We start from the raw sequence: 18556 nt of genomic DNA, 5'->3' as shown, positions 1-18556 counted from the left end.
GTCGCGGGCGAGTTACCACTCGGCCAGACTGCCGTCGTCGTGGTGCCAGACGGGATTGTGCCACATGACGTCGTGTTCCGCGCGTTCCCGCACCCGCTCCTCGTCGATGGCGATTCCGAGCCCCGGAGCGTCCGGCGCGGCGATGTATCCGTCCGAGAACCCGAACACGGTCGGATCGTCGAGGAGGGCCAACCCGCCGCTCTTGTCCACGTCGTGGAGGTTCAAACTCTGTTCCTGCACCACGACGTTTCGCGAACAGAATCCGACCTGTACAGCCGCGGCGAGGGCGATGGGGCCGACGGGACAGTGAGGAACGAGCGCCACGTCGTGCGTTTCGGCCATCGTGGCGACCTTCCGCATCTCGGTGATTCCGCCGACGTGCGTGACGTCCGGGTGGAAGACGCCGGCGACCCCGTCGACGAGGGCCGATTCGAACTCCCACCGGGAGTACAGTCGCTCCCCCGTCGACACCGGTACTGTCGTGTGCATTGCGACTTCCCGAAGTCGGTCGTTCTGCTCCGGGGGAACCGGCTGTTCGAAGTACATCGGGTCGTACTCGTCCAACGCGCTGACGACGCGCTTCGCCATTGGAAACGACACTCGCCCGTGAAAGTCGACCCCGATGTCGATCCCGTCACCGACGGCGCTTCTCACCGACTCGAAGCGAGCTTCGACGGCGTCGACGGCGGCGGGCGACGCCAGCATGCGAAACTCGGCGGTCGCGTTGAGCTTCAGCGCCGAGTAGCCAGCGTCAACCATCTCGCGGGCCGAGACGGCGATGTCCTCGGGCGTCTCCCCGCCGATCCATTGGTGAATCCGCAACCTGTCCCGGACCGGTCCGCCGAGGAGCGCGTGAACGGGTGCCCCGTACCGCTTTCCCTTGATGTCCCACAGCGCCATGTCGATTCCCGCGATGGCGCTCATCAGAATCGGACCGCCCCGAAAGAACCCGCCGCGATACATCGTCTCCCAATGCTTCTCGATGGGGAGCGGGTCCTCGCCGAGGAGATACGTCGCCATCAGTTCCTCAACGGCACCGCGAACCGCTTTGATGCGTCCCTGAACGATCGGCTCACCCCAGCCGACCGTTCCGTCCGAGGTTTCTACCCGCAGGAGGAGCCACCGGGGCGGCACTTCGAACAGTTCGTAGTCGACGATGTGCATACGCGACACTTACAGCGAAGCCACTTGACCGTTGCGCGCATCGCCGAATCGCGTGAATCGAACGGGTTCGGACGTGGCGGCCGGAACCCGCCTCACTCGCTCGTTCCGTAACTCTCCAACTTGCCCTGTATCCGGCGAATCTCCTCGTCGGGGAGGATGTCGGGCGTTCCGACCGTCGAGGCGAGGTGGTGAATGCGGGCGCAGTACTCGACCATCTGTGCCACGTCGAAGGCGCTCGCGAGGGAGTCCGAGGCGGTGAGAACGCCGTGATTCTTCAGCAGCGTCGCCTTGAACTCGTCGCCGAGCGCTTCGGTCGCCGCGGCGCCGAGTTCGGGTGTGGCGTGGGTTCGGTACTCCGCCACGGGAACTTCCGTCCCCGCAAAGGCGACGAGGTAGTGCGACGCCGGAATCGGCTCACCGAGCGCCGCGAAGGCCGTCGCGTACGGCGAGTGCGTGTGGACGACGCCGCCGACGTCGCTGCGCTCTTCGTACACCGAGAGGTGCATCGGTAGCTCCGTCGACGGTTCACGGTCCCCGGCGAGGACGTTGCCGTCGAAGTCCACCACGGGAACGTCCCAGACGTCGATGTCGCCGTACGGGACGCCCGAGGGACTGATGGCGATGCGTTCGTCGTCGAGCCTGATGCTCAGGTTGCCGCCGGTTCCTTCGGTCAATCCGCGCTCGATGAGTTCGACCCCGTAGTCGCGGATGGCGCTGCGTTCGTCGTGATACTGGTCTTTCTCTTCGGACATGAGTTACTCCGAGGCGACTCCGGCATCGGCCATTCGGTCCGTCAGTTCGGCTTCGGCTTCGGCGGTAAGGGTTCGATGGTGAATGGCGGCACCGGTCTCCGTGTCGAAGAGGTGTACCGTCCGCTCGGGGATATCGACGTACAGTTCGTCGCCCTCCTTCACCGGCCGCTGGCCGTCGATTTCGACGACGAACGTCTCGTCGTGTGACTGCTCGACCGGTTTCAGGTAGAGGTATCGGATGCTTCCCATCGGCTCCACGACGTCGACGGTACAGCGGAACTGGTTGTCGCCTTCCGGTTCCTCCGTGACTTCGACGTCCTCCGGCCGAACGCCGATGGTCACGCGGTCGTACCGGTCCACGGACGTCGCGAGTTCCTCGGACAGTTCGTAGTCGAACCCGTCCGACCGGAGCGTGGACTCGTCCCGTTCGGCTTCGAAGAAGTTCATCGAGGGCGACCCGATGAAGCCCGCGACGAAGCGGTTCGCCGGTTTGTAGAAGCATTCGAGCGGCGTGCCGGCCTGCTGGAGTTCGCCCCCGTCGAGGACGACGAGTCGGTCGCCCATCGTCATCGCCTCCGTCTGGTCGTGGGTGACGTAGAGGGTCGTCACGTCGAGTTCGGACTGCAGACGGTTGATTTCGGTTCGCATGGTCGTCCGTAGCTTCGCGTCGAGGTTGGATAACGGTTCGTCCATGAGGAACGCGTCGGGGTCGCGGACGATGGCCCGGCCGAGCGCGACACGCTGGCGTTGGCCGCCGGACATCTGGGACGGACTGTTGTCCAGCAGGCGTTCGATGCCCATCGTCTCCGCGACGCGCTCCACGCGCTCCTCGATTTCGTCGCCCGAGAGGTCCGTCGACATCTTGAGACCGAAGCTCATGTTCTCCCGGACGGTCATGTTCGGGTAGAGCGCGTAGTTCTGGAACACCATGGCGATGTTCCGTTCGCGCGGCGACTTCCCGTTCACCAGTTCGTCCTGAATCCAGATGTCTCCCTCGGATTGCTGTTCCAGCCCCGAGACCATCCGAAGCAGCGTCGATTTCCCGCTCCCGGACGGCCCGACGAGGACGACGAACTCGCCGTCCCCGATGTCGATGTCGACGTCGTCCACGGCGACGATCTCGCCCTGTCCGTCTCCGAACCGTTTGACGACGCTGTCGATAGTTATTCCGGCCATCGGAGTAGTATCGTCGTTCTTCACAAATAAACCTTCACGTCGATATCGGAAAATAAACGATCCGATGGGACTCCCCCGTCACTCCTTCAGCACGGCACCGAAGCTCAGACCGGACGCGAGGTATCGGTTCGCGACGGCGAGGAGTAACAGCACGGGAATGATCATCGTCATCGACGCGGCCGCCAGCATCGACCACTCGATGTTCCGAGACCCGATGAAGCTGTACACCGCCAGCGAGAGGGTGGTCGCCCGGTTGTTCGTGAGGATGAGCGAGAACAACAGTTCGATCCACGCGAAGATGAAGCTGATGATCGCGACGGAGATGATGCCGGGGAGTGCCGACGGCAACACGACCTTCCGGAACGCCTGCGAGCGCGTCGCGCCGTCGACCATCGCCGCCTCTTCGAGCGACTGCGGGATGCCGTCGAAGAACGCCTTCATCACCCAGACGACCAACGCCACGTTGATCGTCACGTACATGAACACCAACCCGATGATGGTGTCGTAGAGGTTGAACGTGCGGAATATCACGAAGAACGGGATGACGACCGCGATGGGCGGCAGCATCCGCGACGACAGTATCCAGATGAGCACGTCGGGTTTCTTCGGCACGTCGTACCGCGAGAGGACGTACGCCCCCGGAATCCCGATGGCCAACACGATGAGGACCGAGGCGGTGACGCTGACGACGCTGTTGGTGAACGCGGTGACGAACGACGGGTCGTTCGCCAGTTCGAGGTAGTTGTACACCGTCGGCAGGAACACCCACTTCGGCGGCAGTTCGAGCGCCTTTCCCGGCGGCTTGAGCGACATGAACGCGAGCCACCCGAGCGGCGCGAGGCAGACGAACGTCCACGCGAGGAGCGCGGCGTGACGACCGACGGCTTTCGCGCGTTCCGAAACCGCCATCACTCCAACACCCCCTCGAAGCCGACGACCCGAATCAGGACGTTACAGATGATGAGGACGATGACGAGGTACACGATTGCGAGCGCGCTCGCCGCGCCGATGTCGATGTACGTGAACCCGGTCTGGAAGATCTGGATGCTGATGAGCTTCGTCGCGTTCCCGGGGCCACCCCGCGTCAGGCCGTACACCGTCCCGAACGTCCGGAACAGGTCGATGAGGCGGATGAGGAACGCCACGAAGATGACCGGCTTCATGTACGGGATGACGACGTGGACGTACGTCCGCCACGTCGGCGCGCCGTCGATGCGGGCCGCCTCTATCAACTCGTCGGGCACGGATGACAGTCCGGCGTAGAGGATGATGAACATGAACGGCGTCCAGTTCCACGTGTCCATCAGGATGACCGTGAGCAGCGGGACGTCCGTGAGGAAGTTCGGCGCGGCGAACGGCGTGTACGTCGAAATAGTGTACGCGATGATGCCCAACTGCGGGTCGAGCATTATCCGCCCTATCATGGCCAGACTGACCGGGGCCACGGCCATCGGCAGGATGAACGCGATGCGGTAGAACGTCCGCGCCCACCTGTTTTTCACGTTCGTCAACAGCGCGGCGAGCGCGAACCCGAGGACAAGTTCGAGGAGCAGCGCGCACGTCACGAATATCGCCGTCACCGTGATGGACTTCCAGACGACGGGGTCGGTGAAGATGACCCTGAAGTTGTGCAGTCCGGCGAACGTGCCGATTCGTTCCGGGTTGACGTAGTTGTAGTTGACGAGACTGAGGTACAGGTCGTAGATTCCGGGGAACACCGTGATGAGGAGGACGACGAGCACCATCGGCGTGGAGAGCCACACCGGGAGGTACTCGTTCCAGAGTGACCGACCCTCGTCTTGCGTTCCTTGCTCCGTTCGCGTTTGGGTGTCGATGCTCATGGTTCGGTGGTATGGTCCGTCGATTTGCGGTGGGTACGTGTTCGTATCATGGTTCAATCCTGCTGGACGATGAGTTCGGCCTGTTGTGCGGACTTCGAGAGGGCCGATTCGACGGACTTGCCGCCGGTGATGGCCTTCTGAAGCTGGATGGAGTACTTCTGTGCCCAGACGGGGTACATCGCGTCGTACGGTTCCGTCACCGCGTCACTCAGCGATTCCAGCGACACGCGACTGAACGTCTTCCCGTACTTTTTCTTGTACGCCTTCTTCGACCAGATGGATTGGCGCGTCGGGAACGACGCGTTCCGCTGAATCGACATCCACCGTTGGGTCGGCTTCGACGTCGCCCACAGCATGAACAGGAACGCCGCCTCGGGGTGTCGCGCGGCCTTCGACGTGGACAGTTGCCACGTGAACGCGCCCGGCGCGAACTTGCTTCCCTTCGTCGTCGGCGTCACCATCTTGGCGACGCCGATTTCGCCCCCGTCGGGGGAGGAGTCGGCGAAGCTTCCCCAGAAGAGGTTCGCGTCGTTCATCACGTGCGCGGCGTTGCCGCCTTGCATGGCCGCGACCACCTCCGACCACGTCATGGTCCCGATGGACGGCGGGCCGTACTTCTGCAACGCGTCGACGTAGTACCGACACGCCCGCTTCGCCACGTCGGTGTCGAGGCCGGACTCGTCCGGGTACCGCTTCCAGAGGCTCCCGCCGTACTCCCGAATCCACGCGTCCATCGTGTAGACGTTCATGCCGTACCCCTTCTGCCCGCGGTTGACGAGTCCCGACATGCCCTCTTCTTGCTCCTGAATGACCTTCGCGTTGTGGAGGAACTGGTCGGTCGTCTTCGGCACCGAGAGGCCGTGTTTCTCGTAGAGGTCCTTCCGGTAGAACATCGTGTGAACCTCGACGGTTATCGGCATGCCCGTCCAGTGCTTCGTCCGACCGGCCCCGTGGCACGCCTCGCGGCAGACGCCGAGGAGGTCGTTCGGTTGATACCACTTCTCGTCGAAGAGGTCGTCGCGTTCGAAGTACGGGTCGAGGAACTGGAGCCACCCCGCTTCGCGGAACTGGTTGACGACTTGGTCCATGAAGAAGACGTCGAACTTCCCGGCTCCGGTGCTCACGTCGGTCAGCCGCTTCGTCCGGAACTGCTGTTCTGGGAGGATGTTCCACACCACGTTTATGCCCGTCAACTCCTCGAACAGCGGGACGAGCGGCCGGATGTTGTCTATCCACGCGTGTTGGACTGCTCCGACGTTGATGGTCGTCCCCTCGTGTTGCTTCCACTCGATGTTCGCGCCGGTGTACTCGGAGAGGTCGATCTTCGCGTCGCCGCTCGTCGGGTCCACCGTCTTCGTATTGCTCCCCGACGAGGCCTCTCCGCCTCGCGTACAGCCGCTGAGGCCGACTGCCGCGCTCGTCCCGGCGACCGCGAGGAAGTCGCGGCGCGTCCTATTCGTCATTGGTCGGCTCCGTTGCCGTGGTTCGATTGCTCGTGTTCATTGTCCGTGTCTGGTGATGGTCAGTCCCCCGCAGGCGTTCGGCCGGGTTCGTCGCATCGACCGCGTGCGCGTTAGACGAAACGCCGTCGATATCGACCGAACCGTCCGGCGGGATGTCGATGGCTTCGGTACCGGTTTCCGTCGACAGTTATCCACGCGAATAATTCCATTACTCATAATTAAGCATTGCCCTTACTACAACCGATCGCGGCCCCTATTCCTTCGTGAATTCGCGAAACAAATATATGGCTCAACTCGGTCACTCCGAACATGGACTGTGACTTGTCCGAGCGGACCGCGCTCGTCACCGGTGCGGGCCGCGGTATGGGTAGAGAGACGGCGAAACGATTCGCGACCAACGGTGCCGACGTCGTCGTCAACGACGTGGACCCGGATGTCGCCGAGGAAACCGCCGACGAGATTCGTGCCATGGGCGTCGAGTGCATCGGCATCGGCGCGGACGTGACGGACGAAGCCGAAGTCGAAGCGATGGTGGAGACGGCCGCGGAGCGTCTCGGACCGATAGATATCATCGTGAACAACGCGGGCGTCGGCGACGCCGGACCGTTCCTCGACGAGGCGTACGACGACACGTTCGAGTTGAACATCGACGTCCACCTCAACGGGTCGTTGAACTGCATCCGAGCGGTCGTGGACGGGATGGTCGAGCGCGGATACGGGAAGATAATCAACGTCACGTCGATTCACACGAAGAACGGCGTCGGAATGTCGCCCGCCTACGACGTCGGAAAGTTCAGCCTGCTCGGGTTGACGAAGAGCCTCGCGCTCGAACTCGGCCGGGAGGGCGTCCGCGTCAACGCCGTCGCGCCGGGATGGGTGAACACCCGGATGACGGAGGAGTTCAGCGACGACGTTCGGAATCAGATACTCGATAACAACCCGCTCGGGCGGTTCGCCGACCCCGAGGACGTCGCGAAAGCGACGACGTTCCTCGCGTCGCCCGCCAGCGACTACATCAACGGCCACGAACTGCGCGTCGACGGCGGGCAGGTCCCCATCGACAGTTGGCGGTTGGACAGTCGCTGAGCGTCATCGGTCGTCGTTCGGGTAGATCATCTTCTTCAACCCCTCCTTGTCCTCCATCTGCGAGAACGCGTCCGAAAGTCCGTCGAGGTCGTACTCGTCGGTGACGAGCGAATCGACGTCGATTCGCCCGTTTCGGAGGAACGTGACGGCGCGAGCGAAGTCGTTCGGGGTGAGCGAGAACGTCCCGACGAGTTCGAGTTCGTCGTAGTAGACGTCGAACGGGTCGATTTCGACGGTCGTTCCCTGCGGCGGGACGCCGAAGACGAGCGTCGTCCCGCCCGCGGACGGCAGCGATAGGGCCGTTTCGATGGTCTCCGGGAGGCCGACGGCTTCGACGGCGATGTCGACTCTATCGACGAGGTCGTCGAGTTCGGACGCCAACTCGGTTTCGACGGGGTCGACGACTTCGTCGGCACCGGTTTCGAGCGCCAGTTCGCGCCGTTCGTCGACGGGTTCCGAGACGACGACCGTTCCCGCGCCGCTCGCGCGGAAGGTCTGGGCGAGGAGCAGGCCGATGGGTCCCGCGCCGATGATGACGACCGTGTCGCCGGATTCGAGGGATACCTGATCGACGGCGTGAATGCAGCAGGCGAGGGGTTCGGCGAACGCGGCCGTCCGATACGGAACGTCCCCGATGGATTCGACGTACCCCGCGGGCGCACGAACGTATTCGGCGAACGCCCCGTCGATGATGGTGTCGGCCGCGCCGCCGATGGAGGTGAAGTTCTCACAGAGGTTCTCGTTCCCGCTCACGCATGCCTGACATCGGTTGCAGGGAATGGAGGGGTTGATGGCGACCCTGTCCCCGACGTCGACGTCCAACACGTCGTCGCCGACGGCGACGACTTCCCCCGAACTCTCGTGGCCCGGAACCGTCGGGAAGTCGACGGGAAACGTCCCGTGATACATGTGATAGTCGGTCATGCAGACGCCACAGGCGTTCACTCGGACGAGGACGTCGTTCGCTCCCGGGTTCGGTTTCTCTCGGTCTTCGATGGCGACGGAACCGGTATCCGTCAGTACTGCTGCTTTCATAGGCGGATATGACTGATATCTCGGGACTGGCGGTTAAATCTTCTCCCCCCCGGTAGCGCCGCCGCACGGATGTTCGGGTTCCGGTCGCGTTCACCCGCACATTGTCTCCGCTAATACCTGCGAAATATTTACTATGGATGAACGAACAGTATTCGGGACGAATGGGCATACTAGACCGATTTGCACTTGACGGAGAGACCGCCATCGTGACGGGAGCGGCCCGCGGACTCGGGAAGGAGATGGCGGACGCACTCGCGGAGGCGGGTGCCGACGTGGCGATAGTCGACGTCGATATCGAAACCGCGGAAGCGACGGCCTCGGAACTCGAAGAAATCGGCGTCGATACCACCGCCGTCGAGGTGGACGTGACGGACGAAGCCGAAGTCGAAGCGATGGTGGGGACGGTAGCGGATCGTCTCGGACCGATAGACGTGCTGATAAACAACGCCGGCATCGCCGCGAACGCCCCGGCCGAGGAGATGGAGTACGAGACGTGGCAGAAGACGCTCGACGTGAACCTCTCGGGCGTGTTCCTCTGTGCGAAACACGTCGGTCGCCGAATGCTCGATCGGGACGGGGGACGCATCGTCAACATCGCCTCGATGTCGGCGTACAACGTCAACGTTCCGCAGCCGCAGGTCGGATACAACGCGTCGAAGGCGGGCGTGTTGATGGTGACGAAGTCGATGGCCGTCGAGTGGGCCGACCGCGGCGTTCGGGTCAACGCCATCGCGCCGGGGTACATGCGGACCGACCTCGTCGAGGAGGTCCTCGAAGCCGACCCCGAGATGGAACGGGAGTGGGTGGACAACACGCCGATGGGACGCCTCGGACGACCGGACGACCTCCGCGGAATCGTCGTTTACCTCGCAAGCGAGGCGTCCGCGTACACGACCGGCGAAATCGTCCGCGTCGACGGCGGCTACACCTCGCGCTGAAGCGGAGTGGACCCGCCGTTGGTTCACCGGGACGCCAGTTCGCGCATCGTCGTCTTTGCGTCGTCCCATCCGCTGCTCGTCGGTTCGTACGTGCGAATATTCGTCGTCGCTTCGACGAGTTCGCGGCCCGTTTCGAGGTCGGGAAGCGACCCGGCGGCGACCGCCTGCGTCAGGAGGTTGCCCGTCGCCGTGGCTTCCGTCGGTCCCGCACGGACCACCCTCCCGGTCGCGTCAGCGAGGGTTCGGCAGAACAGTTCGTTTCGAACGCCGCCGCCGCCGACGTGGAGCGTGGACGGGTCACGACCGGTCACGGATGCGATCTCGTCGAGCGCGACGGCCGTTTTCACCGCGAGGCTATCGAGGAGACAGCGGACGGTTTCGCCCTTCGTTTCCGGAACCGCTTGTCCCGTCTCCCGGCAGTAGTCGGCTATCCGCTCCGGCATCTCGCCGTCGATGCTAAACGTCTCCGCGTCAGGATCTATGAGGGTCATCTTTGCAGGTACGTCGCGAGCGGCGGCTATCAACTCCTCGTAGGACGCCGACTCGCCGTGTTCCTCCCACGCCCATCGACACTCTTCGAGCAGGAAGAACCCGTTCACGTTCTTCAGCAGACGGACGGTGTCGTCGAAGCCCAGTTCGTTGGAGAGTCCGGCCTCGTAGGCCGCCGCCGAGCGGTTTGGTCGCGAGGCGACGAGTCCGAGGATGAACCACGACCCGGTGCTGAGGAACGCCGCACCGTCCGAAAGCGGCATTCCGGCGACGGCCGCCGCCGTGTCGTGGCTCGCCGGGAGGACCAGTTCCGGTTCCGACGGGAGGTACTCCGCCGACACCGTTCCGGCCGTGCTTCCCGGTTCCCGGAGCGGCGGCAGCGGTTCGGTCGGGAGCGAGAGGTCGTTTAAGAGGTCGGTGTTCCACGTCCGTCGCCGAGGGTCCAACATCTGCGTCGTCGAGGCGACGGTGACTTCCGTGACGGGGTCGCCGCCGAGGAGATACGTCAGCAACTGCGGCATCATCAGCAGGCGGTCCGCGTCGGCGAGACGGTCCGGTTCGTTTTCGGCGAGCGCGTGGTACTGCCAGAGCGTGTTCGGGGTGTTCCAGTGGTTGAGTCCGGTGGCGTCGAATATCGACCGCTTTCCGACGGCATCGGTGATGACATCGCGCGTTTCGCTCACCGCCGGGTCGCGGTAGGAGTACGGGTCGCCCATCGGCTCGCCGTCGCGGAGCAGTCCGAAATCGAGTCCCCACGTGTCGATTCCGACCGTGTCGACTCCGTCGAGTTCTTCGGCGGCCAACGAGAGGCCGGTTTCGATGCCATCGAGGAGCCTCGATAGCTCCCAAACGTATCGACCGTTCGTCTCCGTGGGCCTGTTGTCGAACCGGTAAATCTCGGCCACGTCCAGTCGGCCGGTTTCGATGCTTCCGGCGAAAACCGTGCCGCCGTTAGCGCCGATATCCACTGCTACGTGTTTCATGCCGTTCTTTCGTTATCGATGTCCTCCATTGTTTTTAATGTTTCCCGAACTGGCTCACGCTATGGAAAAGTCTTCAATTTAGCAGAAAATTACGGATAGCATACTGGTATGTTTAGGAGGACAAAACGGGTCCGTGAGGGTCTCACACTTCGGTTTTCGTGTGGATACGTTCGAAAAGTCGGTGAACGCCCGTCTTCGACAGAACATAAATCATCATTCGGTATGAATTCAAACTGCTAGTTTAGCATCGGTGAACAAATATAAATGGCACTCTTGCGATGTACGCTCATGGACGAACCGAATCGGTATCCGGTGAAGGCGACGCGGACGTCGTTCGCGCTCATAGAAATTCTCGCGACCGATGGGCCGCTCGGCGTGACCGACGTGACCACCAGAATGGACGCGACGAAGGGAACCGTCCACAATCACCTGACGACGCTTCGCAGTTTGGGATACGTGAAGAAAATCGACGGCCGATACGACCTCACCTTGCGCGCGCTCGCGACGGGCGAACGGACGCGGGAGCGGTCGAACCTGTTCCGTGTTGCGAAACCCTACTTGGACAACCTCTCGAAGACGACCGGGGAATGGGTCGGCCTCTTCATCGAGGAGGAGGGCCGCGGGACTCGTGTCTATCACGCGGTGAGTTCCGACACGTGGTCGCCGCCGTCGGTCGATGGCGACCAACTGCCGCTCCACGCGACCGCCGCTGGAAAGGCGATTCTCGCTTCGATGCCCGACCAACGTGTCGAGGAGTGCGTTCGACGACACGGGTTGCCCGCGCGAACACCCCAAACGATAACCGACCGGGAGACGCTCGACGCACAACTTCGAAGCGTCCGCGGTGACGGCGTCGCTTACTGTCGGGAGGAACGAATCGAAGGAGTCAACGGCGTTGCCGCTCCCGTCCGCAGTAACGAGGACGAGCGCGAGGGAGCCATCTCCGTAGTCGGACGGGCGGAGGTACTCAACGGCCGGCGTTTCGAGGAGGACATCACCGGCCAGGTGTTGAGTACCGCGAAGCAGGTAGAACTGGAACTCAGATCCGACTGAACTCGTTTAGTAATTCTAAACGGTGCGACGGGTTCTCCGGTTCGTTCGTACTCTCGGTACCGGTCGGGAATCGTCCCTTGGTTCGTCGACCGCTATCGTCCTCGAAACTGCCGAGGCGACCGCGGTTCCTAACGTTCCCACATCTAAATTACAATGGTAGGGGTGTAATGCAATGGATCGTCAAAACGACGACGGTCCAACGGTTGGCTTGCATCCTACGTGGCCTCGTCACCTCGTCTCGTTCTCTATACTATCGTCAAGCATATGTGTTGTCCTAAATGCCTCTCTACTGCCTATTCTGACCACTCCCCACTTAAGAATAGCGTTTTTCCGTATCGTATCGAGCGGTAGGCGAAACCGAATCCGCTCCGAGCCTCTCTACACACAGTGTATCGTGTAAGCGTAACAACGGCGACCCGGGTCGGTTCCCGGTCACTCCGTGTCGCGACGGAACCGAAACGGCGACCGGTCGTCGTCCGTGAAGAGCGCCCGACTCACGACGAGCCACGTCGGGATGGCGAGCACGACGATGGCGAGAAAGCGGACCCCCGAATCGAGTGGCGTGAGCAGGGCGCTGTAGAACCACACGATGGCGAACGTGAGGACAAGCCGAATCATCGGCTTCAGCGCGACTTTCATTCGTTACCCGGCCGTCCGCCGTCCGCGACAGGTTCGTCGGCGTGGTCGAAGCCCTCGATGCTGAACCTGTCGTCGACGACCGCGTCCTCGGCGACGAAGCCCGTTCCGTACTCGAACTCGTCGACGTGAATGCACGCCGCCTTGTGCCCGTCGTTCGCCCCGGGTATCGCATCCAGCGACGGGGCAGTCGTCTTGCACTCCTCCGTAGCGTTCGGGCAGCGAGAGTGGAACGAACACCCTGACGGCGGGTCGAGCGGCGAGGGGACTTCCCCCTCCAACGCCGTTCGCGTGCGGGCGAGGTCGGGATCCGGTTCCGGAATCGCGCGGAGTAACGACTTCGTGTACGGGTGTTGTGGACTTTCGAAGAGGTCCGACCCGTCAGCCACCTCCACGATCTCGCCGAGATACATGACCGCCACGCGATCACAGACGTGGCGGATGACGCTGAGGTCGTGGGCGATGAACAGGATCGTCAGATCCAACTCGTCCTGCAGGTCCATCAACAAGTTGAGTACCTGGGCTTGGATGGAGACGTCGAGCGCCGAGACGGGTTCGTCGGCGACGATGAACTCCGGATCGACCGCCAGCGCGCGGGCGATACCGACGCGCTGGCGCTGCCCGCCCGAGAATTCGTGGGGATACCGATTGGAGAACTGCGGCGGAAGGCCGACCGTCTCCATCAGTTCGTCGACGCGCTCGTCGCGTTCGCCCTCGTACAGCCCGTGAATCTCCATCGGCTGTTTGAGCAGCTGTGAGATGGTCTTTCGACGATTGAGACTGGATGCGGGGTCCTGAAACACCATCTGGATGCGCTTTCGCATCGCCTTCATCTCCCCATCCGACAGGTCGGTGAGGTCGGTTCCGTCGTAGCGAACCGTCCCCGCCGTCGGCTCGTCGAGGCGCAGGAGCGACCGTGCCGTCGTGGACTTTCCGCTTCCGGATTCGCCAACGAGTCCGAGCGTCTCGCCGCGTTCGATTTCGAAGTCGACGCCGTCGACGGCCTTGATGCGCTCCTCCGCGCCCATCAGTCGGTCGATCAGTCCATCGTTCTGAACGAAGTGCTTGCGCAGTCCGCTCACCTCTACCAGTGAGTCGTCAGTCATCGATTACTCCTCCATCGGCCGCGGTTTCGGTACGCGGACCGGTTTCCGTCTCGTTCGATGTCGGGCCGTATCCACGGGCGTGGATACAGGCGGCCTCGCGATTCGGTTCGACCGACCGCAGTTCCGGGTCGTACTCGCGACACGCGTCCGTCGCGTGCGGACATCGCGGATGGAACGAACACCCCGACGGCAGGGCGGCGAGGTTCGGCACGTCGCCTTTGACCGGGACCAACCGGTCCAGTTCTCCCCGCAGCGTCGGCAGCGAACGCATCAACCCGCGCGTGTAGGGGTGGCGCGGATTCTCGAAGAGGTCGTCCACGCTCGCGCGTTCGACGATGCGACCGCCGTACGCGACCGCGACGCGGTCGCAGGTGCCGGCGACGACGCCGAGATCGTGCGTGATGAGGATGATGCTCATGCCGTACTTTTCCTGAAGGTCGTCGAGCACTTCGAAGATCTGTGCCTCGATGGTCACGTCGAGCGCCGTCGTCGGTTCGTCCGCGATGAGCACGTCCGGTTCGCACGAGATCGCCATCGCGAGTAACGCCCGCTGGCGCATTCCGCCCGAAAACTGGTGCGGATAGCTGTCGACGCGAGCCTCCGGTTCCGGAATCCCCACGTCTTTCATGAGTGAGACGGTGCGCTCGCGCGCTTCTCGCTTCGAAACGTCCTGATGTCGCAGGATGACGCGGCTGATCTGTTGACCGATGGTGAACACCGGGTTCAGGCTCGTCATCGGGTCCTGGAACATCATCGATATCTCGTTGCCCCGTATCGCGCGCATCTCCGCTTCGCTCTTGTCCAATAGATCGTCGCCGCCGTAGAGGACGCTTCCCCGTTCGATGCGTCCGGGGTCGTCGACGAGTTGCATCACGGAGAGCGCGGTAACGCTCTTTCCGGACCCGCTCTCGCCGACGATGCCGAGGGTTTCGCCCTCGTGGAGGTCGAACGAGGAGCCGTCGACGGCTTTCACCGTCCCTTCGTCCGTGTAGAACCGCGTGACGAGGTCGCGAACCGACAGTATCGGGTCGCTCATTCTCTCGTTTCCTCCGTGTACCGCGGATCGAGTGCGTCACGTAGCCCGTCACCGAGCAGGTTGAACCCGAGGATGGTGAGCACGATGACCGCGCCCGGGAACACCGAGTACCACCACTCGCCGCTGTAGAGGTAGCCTCGCGCGTTCGACAGCATCAACCCGAGACTCGCCTTCGGAGGCTGGATGCCGAGACCGAGAAACGACAGCGCGGCGCTCGCCAGCACGGCCGTTCCCATGTACAACGTGCCCTGAACGACCACGGTCGGCAACGTGTTCACGGCGATGTCCTTCATGAGGATGTGTCGGTCGCTCGCCCCGAGCGCCTTGGCGGCGTCGATGTAATCCTCCTCCATCTCCTTGAGCACGGACCCGCGCATGACGCGGGCGAAACTCGGAATGTAGACGACGCCGATGACGATGATTATCTTCACCAAGTTCGGGAGCACGAACGACGCGTATTCCGTCTCCCCGACGCCCAGTACGCCCAGCACCGCGATGGCGAGGATGAGGCTCGGGAACGAAAAGAGGATGTCCATGAACCGCATGATGATTTCGTCGATCCACGTGTTCCGGTAGTAGCCGGCTATCGCACCCGCGCTCACGCCGATGAGCATGGCGAAAAAGACGACGCCGAGCGACACCGTCATCAGTGTGCGCAAGCCGTAGAGGATGCGCGAGAGGATATCGCGGCCGTGATGGTCAGTTCCGAGGTAGGCGGTCATCGATCCGACCGCCTCGCCGTTCTCGTTTTCGACTATCATCTCGGTGCCCATCGGCATCGGGTTGTGTTCGCCCTCGGGTGCCTCGAACTGTGCGGTCGGGTCGTGCGGGGCGACGTAGGGTGCGAACAGCGCGAGGAGAACCATCGTGCCGATTATTCCACCGCCGATCAGTGATAGCTTGTTGCGCCGGAACTCCTTCCAGAACATCTGGAGCTGCGAGTGATGCGTCCCGGGGGCCGATCCAGCGTCGAACTCGTCCGCCTCTGCGTGGTCTTTCGTTGCCATCGTTAGTTCCTCCCGCCGTATCGGATTCTGGGGTCGAGGTAGGCGTAGAGTACGTCGACCGCGAGGTTCGCGAAGACGAACACCATCGAGATGAACAGGATGAGCGCCTGAATGATGCGGTAATCCCGCCGGTCGATGGCGAGGATCAGGAGCTTCCCGATTCCCGGGAGATTAAATACGGTCTCCGTTAGAATCGCCCCGTTCATCAGCTGTCCCAGGCCGACGCCGATGACGGTGACGACCGGGATGAGTGCGTTCTTTGTGGCGTCTTTCAGTATCACTTCGCGGCTGCTGATACCCATCGCTTTCGCCGTCTTGATGTAATCTTGGCTGAGCGTGTCGAGCATCTCCGAGCGCATCATCCGCGCGATGAGCGCGGAGTATGCCGTTCCGAGCGTAATCACGGGTAGTACCAACTGCTGGAGGTTCGCCACCGGGTCGACCCACGGCGGCGTCCAACCGCCTGTCGCCCACGGGAACGAGAACTGGACCGCGAACACCATGATGAGGATGATCCCCAGCCAGAAATCGGGGATGGAGATACCGGTCAACGCGGCGATACGCGCCGCGTGGTCCTCGATCCGGTCCTGGCGCACGGCACTGATGATGCCGGTAGGAATGGCGATGAGTATCGCCATCATCATGCTGAGTATCGAGAGTTCGACCGTCAGCGGCAGTCGCTCCACGATGAGGTCCGTCACTGGCGCCCCCTGTTGGACGGTCCACGACGTTCCCAGGTCGCCCTGTATGGCATCGGCCATCCAGAGCCCGTACTGGACGTACACCGGTTGGTCCAACCCCATGTCGTGTCGAATTTGGCTGACGAGCTTTTCGTCTTGGAGCGGCCCGAGCATCACGCGGACGGGGCCACCCGGTGCGAGGTGAACCAGCGCGAACACCACGACGCTGACACCGAGCAGTACTGGTATCGTCAGCAGCAGGCGTTTTGCGACGTAGCGTCCCATGCTCATCGACCGATCACCACCGCAGCGGTTCTACATAGACTCATTCGTTCACTCCCTCTGGATCGAATTCCATGGTTATATACGTTTACTCACCGATCTCGATGTCCCGGTACTTGTCGACGAACGTCCCGATATCGTAGTTCTTGACCGAGTTGCTCCACGCTTCGAGCTTGTTCACGTACGCGATGTCGATCTGAATCGCGTGTTCGACGAGATACTCCTGGAGACGGTAGACGATCTCTTTCTGGGTCTTTTCGTCCGTCGCGGCCTGCGCTTCGCGCAGTTGTGCGACGTACCACTCGTGTCCGTTCGAGTAGTCTCCCTCGGCGTCAGCCGGCGGTTCCGGTCCGCTCGGGGCGTAGATGTCCATCAGGTCGTCCGCCTGGTGGTGCCAGTTGTTGTGGTTGTGGTTGTTGTTCGCGTAGCCTGCCTCCAGCCACGACGTCACGACCGGAATCGACTGTCCCCAGTCTTCCATGGCGGCGTGCCACGTGTTCGTGCTGTAAACCTCGTTCAACAGGGTCGACTTGTCCACGGCGGTGACGTTCACATCGATGCCGATGTTGGACAGCTGATTCTGGATGACGACGGCTTCGTCCTTGAACCACGAGCCCTTGGTGGCGATGATGTCCATTTCGAAGCCGTCGGGATTGCCCGCTTTTTCGAGTTCCGAGCGTGCTTTGTCGGGGTCGTAGAGTTTCATCTCCTTGAGCTTCGGCGACGTCCACTCGCTGTCGGGGTACCACGGACCTTTCTGGACGACGCCCTGTCCTTGGAAGATTTCGTCCAGAATCTCGTCGCCGTCGATGCCGTAGAGCACCGCCCGCCGGTTGTTGACGTTGCTCATCGGGTTGCCCTCCGCTTCCATGAGGTTCACGTAGAGCACCTGCGTGAGGTTTCCGGGAACCGATTCCGCCGTTATGTCCGGCTGGCCCTTCAGCCCCTCGAAATCCTTCGGCGGAACCTTGTTCGTGAGGTCTATCGTGCCGGAGCGGAGGTTGGCGAGGCGCGTGGAGTTCTCCCCGATGAAGTCGAACTTGATTTCATCGACCGACGGGATGCCGTCCATCCAGTAGTTCTCGTTTTTCTTCAACAGGACGTGACTTCCGCTCTTCCACTCGACGAACTCGTACGGGCCGGTTCCCGCGCCGCTCGGATCGTTCGTCAATTTCGTCGCGAGGCCGCTCGGTCCCTTCCCGTCCTGCGTCTCGCCGCGCGAATCCTTCGGGACGATTCCTTCCAGACTCCGTGTGAGCCACCAGTTGAGCGTCCCGAAGGGCTTCGACGTGTTCAGCCGGAGGGTCCGGTCGCCGACGATTTCGCTGCTCTCCACGAACGGCATGCGGCTCTTGATGGGGGAGTTGTTCTCGGGGTTCAGAATCCAATCGACGGAGTATTTGAAATCCTCGATGGTCACGTCGTCGCCGTTGTGGAACGTGATTCCGTCGCGGAGCGTGTACTCGAACGCTTTTCCGCCGTTCTTCGGTTCCGGCACTTCCGTCACGAGTCCCGGCTTCAGCTTCTCGTCGGGCGTCAGTTCGATGACCTCGTCGAAGATGAGGCCGCCGACGGTACTCGTGGCGGTGTCCGTCCAGAGCGCGGGATCGAAGTTCCACACTTCCGCGGAGATGGCGACGTTCAACCGCGTCTTCTTGCCGTTTCCGCCACCGCCGCCGCCACCGTTGCCGTCTCCGCCGCTGTTATCGCCGTCGTCCGACTTTCCGGAACATCCCGCGAGCGCAGTCCCGGCCAGCACGCCGGCGACGCCGACGAACTGCCGTCTATTCAGGTTGTATTCGATTATGTCATCTTCTTTCATGTCTACG

At 62.4% G+C, this 18556-nt stretch carries 17 protein-coding genes; 3 read left to right on the top strand and 14 right to left on the bottom strand.

Annotated features, from left to right (window positions below; all coding sequences use genetic code 11):
• Positions 1–12 precede the first annotated feature (12 nt).
• The 6 genes from dgoD to ACGYLY_RS21215 form a co-directional block, all read right to left on the bottom strand.
• Positions 13–1164: a galactonate dehydratase gene (gene dgoD / locus ACGYLY_RS21240; RefSeq protein ID WP_395284553.1), complete on the bottom strand. Its 1152-nt coding sequence runs from the start codon at positions 1162–1164 to the stop codon at positions 13–15.
• A gap of 92 nt (positions 1165–1256) precedes the next feature.
• On the bottom strand, positions 1257–1916 hold the full coding sequence (locus tag ACGYLY_RS21235) for a class II aldolase/adducin family protein (RefSeq protein ID WP_395284554.1): 660 nt from the start codon (positions 1914–1916) through the stop codon (positions 1257–1259).
• A gap of 3 nt (positions 1917–1919) precedes the next feature.
• A complete protein-coding gene (locus tag ACGYLY_RS21230; RefSeq protein ID WP_395284555.1) occupies positions 1920–3092 on the bottom strand; it encodes an ABC transporter ATP-binding protein in 1173 nt (390 codons plus the stop codon).
• A 78-nt stretch (positions 3093–3170) separates the two neighbouring features.
• The gene (locus ACGYLY_RS21225) at positions 3171–4001 is read right to left on the bottom strand and encodes a carbohydrate ABC transporter permease (RefSeq protein WP_395284556.1); all 831 of its coding nucleotides are present in this window, start codon (positions 3999–4001) and stop codon (positions 3171–3173) included.
• Positions 4001–4933, bottom strand: coding sequence for a carbohydrate ABC transporter permease (locus tag ACGYLY_RS21220; RefSeq protein WP_395284557.1), 933 nt, complete (start codon positions 4931–4933; stop codon positions 4001–4003). Before ACGYLY_RS21220 ends, ACGYLY_RS21225 begins: the two co-directional genes overlap by 1 nt.
• Before the next feature lie 53 nt (positions 4934–4986).
• On the bottom strand, positions 4987–6396 hold the full coding sequence (locus tag ACGYLY_RS21215; protein ID WP_395284558.1) for an ABC transporter substrate-binding protein: 1410 nt from the start codon (positions 6394–6396) through the stop codon (positions 4987–4989).
• Between the two features lie 309 nt (positions 6397–6705).
• Here ACGYLY_RS21215 and ACGYLY_RS21210 point away from each other — a divergent pair, with 309 nt between their 5' ends.
• Complete coding sequence (locus ACGYLY_RS21210) at positions 6706–7482, top strand: SDR family NAD(P)-dependent oxidoreductase (RefSeq protein ID WP_395284559.1); 777 nt, start codon at positions 6706–6708, stop codon at positions 7480–7482.
• 3 nt (positions 7483–7485) lie between these two features.
• On the opposite strand, the gene ACGYLY_RS21205 is transcribed toward ACGYLY_RS21210, so the two are convergent.
• On the bottom strand, positions 7486–8517 hold the full coding sequence (locus tag ACGYLY_RS21205; RefSeq protein WP_395284560.1) for an alcohol dehydrogenase catalytic domain-containing protein: 1032 nt from the start codon (positions 8515–8517) through the stop codon (positions 7486–7488).
• 161 nt (positions 8518–8678) lie between these two features.
• Between ACGYLY_RS21205 and ACGYLY_RS21200 the strand changes: the two genes are divergently transcribed.
• Positions 8679–9455, top strand: coding sequence for an SDR family NAD(P)-dependent oxidoreductase (locus tag ACGYLY_RS21200; protein ID WP_395284561.1), 777 nt, complete (start codon positions 8679–8681; stop codon positions 9453–9455).
• 23 nt (positions 9456–9478) lie between these two features.
• On the opposite strand, the gene ACGYLY_RS21195 is transcribed toward ACGYLY_RS21200, so the two are convergent.
• Positions 9479–10927: a rhamnulokinase family protein gene (locus ACGYLY_RS21195; RefSeq protein WP_395284562.1), complete on the bottom strand. Its 1449-nt coding sequence runs from the start codon at positions 10925–10927 to the stop codon at positions 9479–9481.
• A 264-nt stretch (positions 10928–11191) separates the two neighbouring features.
• Here ACGYLY_RS21195 and ACGYLY_RS21190 point away from each other — a divergent pair, with 264 nt between their 5' ends.
• A complete protein-coding gene (locus ACGYLY_RS21190) occupies positions 11192–11980 on the top strand; it encodes an IclR family transcriptional regulator (RefSeq protein WP_395284563.1) in 789 nt (262 codons plus the stop codon).
• 432 nt (positions 11981–12412) lie between these two features.
• Here ACGYLY_RS21190 and ACGYLY_RS21185 read toward each other — a convergent pair whose 3' ends face one another.
• The 6 genes from ACGYLY_RS21185 to ACGYLY_RS21160 all read right to left on the bottom strand — a co-directional run bounded on the left by ACGYLY_RS21185 (position 12413) and on the right by ACGYLY_RS21160 (position 18549).
• Complete coding sequence (locus tag ACGYLY_RS21185; protein ID WP_395284564.1) at positions 12413–12619, bottom strand: hypothetical protein; 207 nt, start codon at positions 12617–12619, stop codon at positions 12413–12415.
• Complete coding sequence (locus tag ACGYLY_RS21180; RefSeq protein WP_395284565.1) at positions 12616–13722, bottom strand: ABC transporter ATP-binding protein; 1107 nt, start codon at positions 13720–13722, stop codon at positions 12616–12618. The genes ACGYLY_RS21185 and ACGYLY_RS21180 overlap by 4 nt, the downstream gene beginning before the upstream one ends.
• Positions 13715–14758, bottom strand: coding sequence for an ABC transporter ATP-binding protein (locus ACGYLY_RS21175; RefSeq protein WP_395284566.1), 1044 nt, complete (start codon positions 14756–14758; stop codon positions 13715–13717). The genes ACGYLY_RS21180 and ACGYLY_RS21175 overlap by 8 nt, the downstream gene beginning before the upstream one ends.
• A complete protein-coding gene (locus ACGYLY_RS21170) occupies positions 14755–15765 on the bottom strand; it encodes an ABC transporter permease (RefSeq protein ID WP_395284567.1) in 1011 nt (336 codons plus the stop codon). The genes ACGYLY_RS21175 and ACGYLY_RS21170 overlap by 4 nt, the downstream gene beginning before the upstream one ends.
• Before the next feature lie 2 nt (positions 15766–15767).
• On the bottom strand, positions 15768–16730 hold the full coding sequence (locus tag ACGYLY_RS21165; protein ID WP_395284925.1) for an ABC transporter permease: 963 nt from the start codon (positions 16728–16730) through the stop codon (positions 15768–15770).
• Between the two features lie 85 nt (positions 16731–16815).
• Positions 16816–18549, bottom strand: coding sequence for an ABC transporter substrate-binding protein (locus ACGYLY_RS21160; RefSeq protein WP_395284568.1), 1734 nt, complete (start codon positions 18547–18549; stop codon positions 16816–16818).
• Positions 18550–18556: the final 7 nt, after the last annotated feature.

Source organism: Haladaptatus sp. CMAA 1909 (assembly GCF_043952005.1).
In the GTDB taxonomy this organism is placed as follows: domain Archaea; phylum Halobacteriota; class Halobacteria; order Halobacteriales; family Haladaptataceae; genus Haladaptatus.
This window is presented reverse-complemented; position numbering and strand designations above follow the sequence as displayed.

Coding starts and splice junctions, on each gene's coding strand:
- ACGYLY_RS21180 (WP_395284565.1), bottom strand. CDS start 13,722: ATGACTGACGACTCACTGGTAGAGGTGAGCGGACTGCGCAAGCACTTC.
- ACGYLY_RS21160 (WP_395284568.1), bottom strand. CDS start 18,549: ATGAAAGAAGATGACATAATCGAATACAACCTGAATAGACGGCAGTTC.
- ACGYLY_RS21195 (WP_395284562.1), bottom strand. CDS start 10,927: ATGAAACACGTAGCAGTGGATATCGGCGCTAACGGCGGCACGGTTTTC.
- ACGYLY_RS21190 (WP_395284563.1), top strand. CDS start 11,192: ATGGCACTCTTGCGATGTACGCTCATGGACGAACCGAATCGGTATCCG.
- ACGYLY_RS21205 (WP_395284560.1), bottom strand. CDS start 8,517: ATGAAAGCAGCAGTACTGACGGATACCGGTTCCGTCGCCATCGAAGAC.
- ACGYLY_RS21220 (WP_395284557.1), bottom strand. CDS start 4,933: ATGAGCATCGACACCCAAACGCGAACGGAGCAAGGAACGCAAGACGAG.
- ACGYLY_RS21165 (WP_395284925.1), bottom strand. CDS start 16,730: ATGGGACGCTACGTCGCAAAACGCCTGCTGCTGACGATACCAGTACTG.
- ACGYLY_RS21175 (WP_395284566.1), bottom strand. CDS start 14,758: ATGAGCGACCCGATACTGTCGGTTCGCGACCTCGTCACGCGGTTCTAC.
- ACGYLY_RS21170 (WP_395284567.1), bottom strand. CDS start 15,765: ATGGCAACGAAAGACCACGCAGAGGCGGACGAGTTCGACGCTGGATCG.
- ACGYLY_RS21230 (WP_395284555.1), bottom strand. CDS start 3,092: ATGGCCGGAATAACTATCGACAGCGTCGTCAAACGGTTCGGAGACGGA.
- ACGYLY_RS21210 (WP_395284559.1), top strand. CDS start 6,706: ATGGACTGTGACTTGTCCGAGCGGACCGCGCTCGTCACCGGTGCGGGC.
- ACGYLY_RS21200 (WP_395284561.1), top strand. CDS start 8,679: ATGGGCATACTAGACCGATTTGCACTTGACGGAGAGACCGCCATCGTG.
- ACGYLY_RS21215 (WP_395284558.1), bottom strand. CDS start 6,396: ATGACGAATAGGACGCGCCGCGACTTCCTCGCGGTCGCCGGGACGAGC.
- dgoD (WP_395284553.1), bottom strand. CDS start 1,164: ATGCACATCGTCGACTACGAACTGTTCGAAGTGCCGCCCCGGTGGCTC.
- ACGYLY_RS21235 (WP_395284554.1), bottom strand. CDS start 1,916: ATGTCCGAAGAGAAAGACCAGTATCACGACGAACGCAGCGCCATCCGC.
- ACGYLY_RS21185 (WP_395284564.1), bottom strand. CDS start 12,619: ATGAAAGTCGCGCTGAAGCCGATGATTCGGCTTGTCCTCACGTTCGCC.
- ACGYLY_RS21225 (WP_395284556.1), bottom strand. CDS start 4,001: ATGGCGGTTTCGGAACGCGCGAAAGCCGTCGGTCGTCACGCCGCGCTC.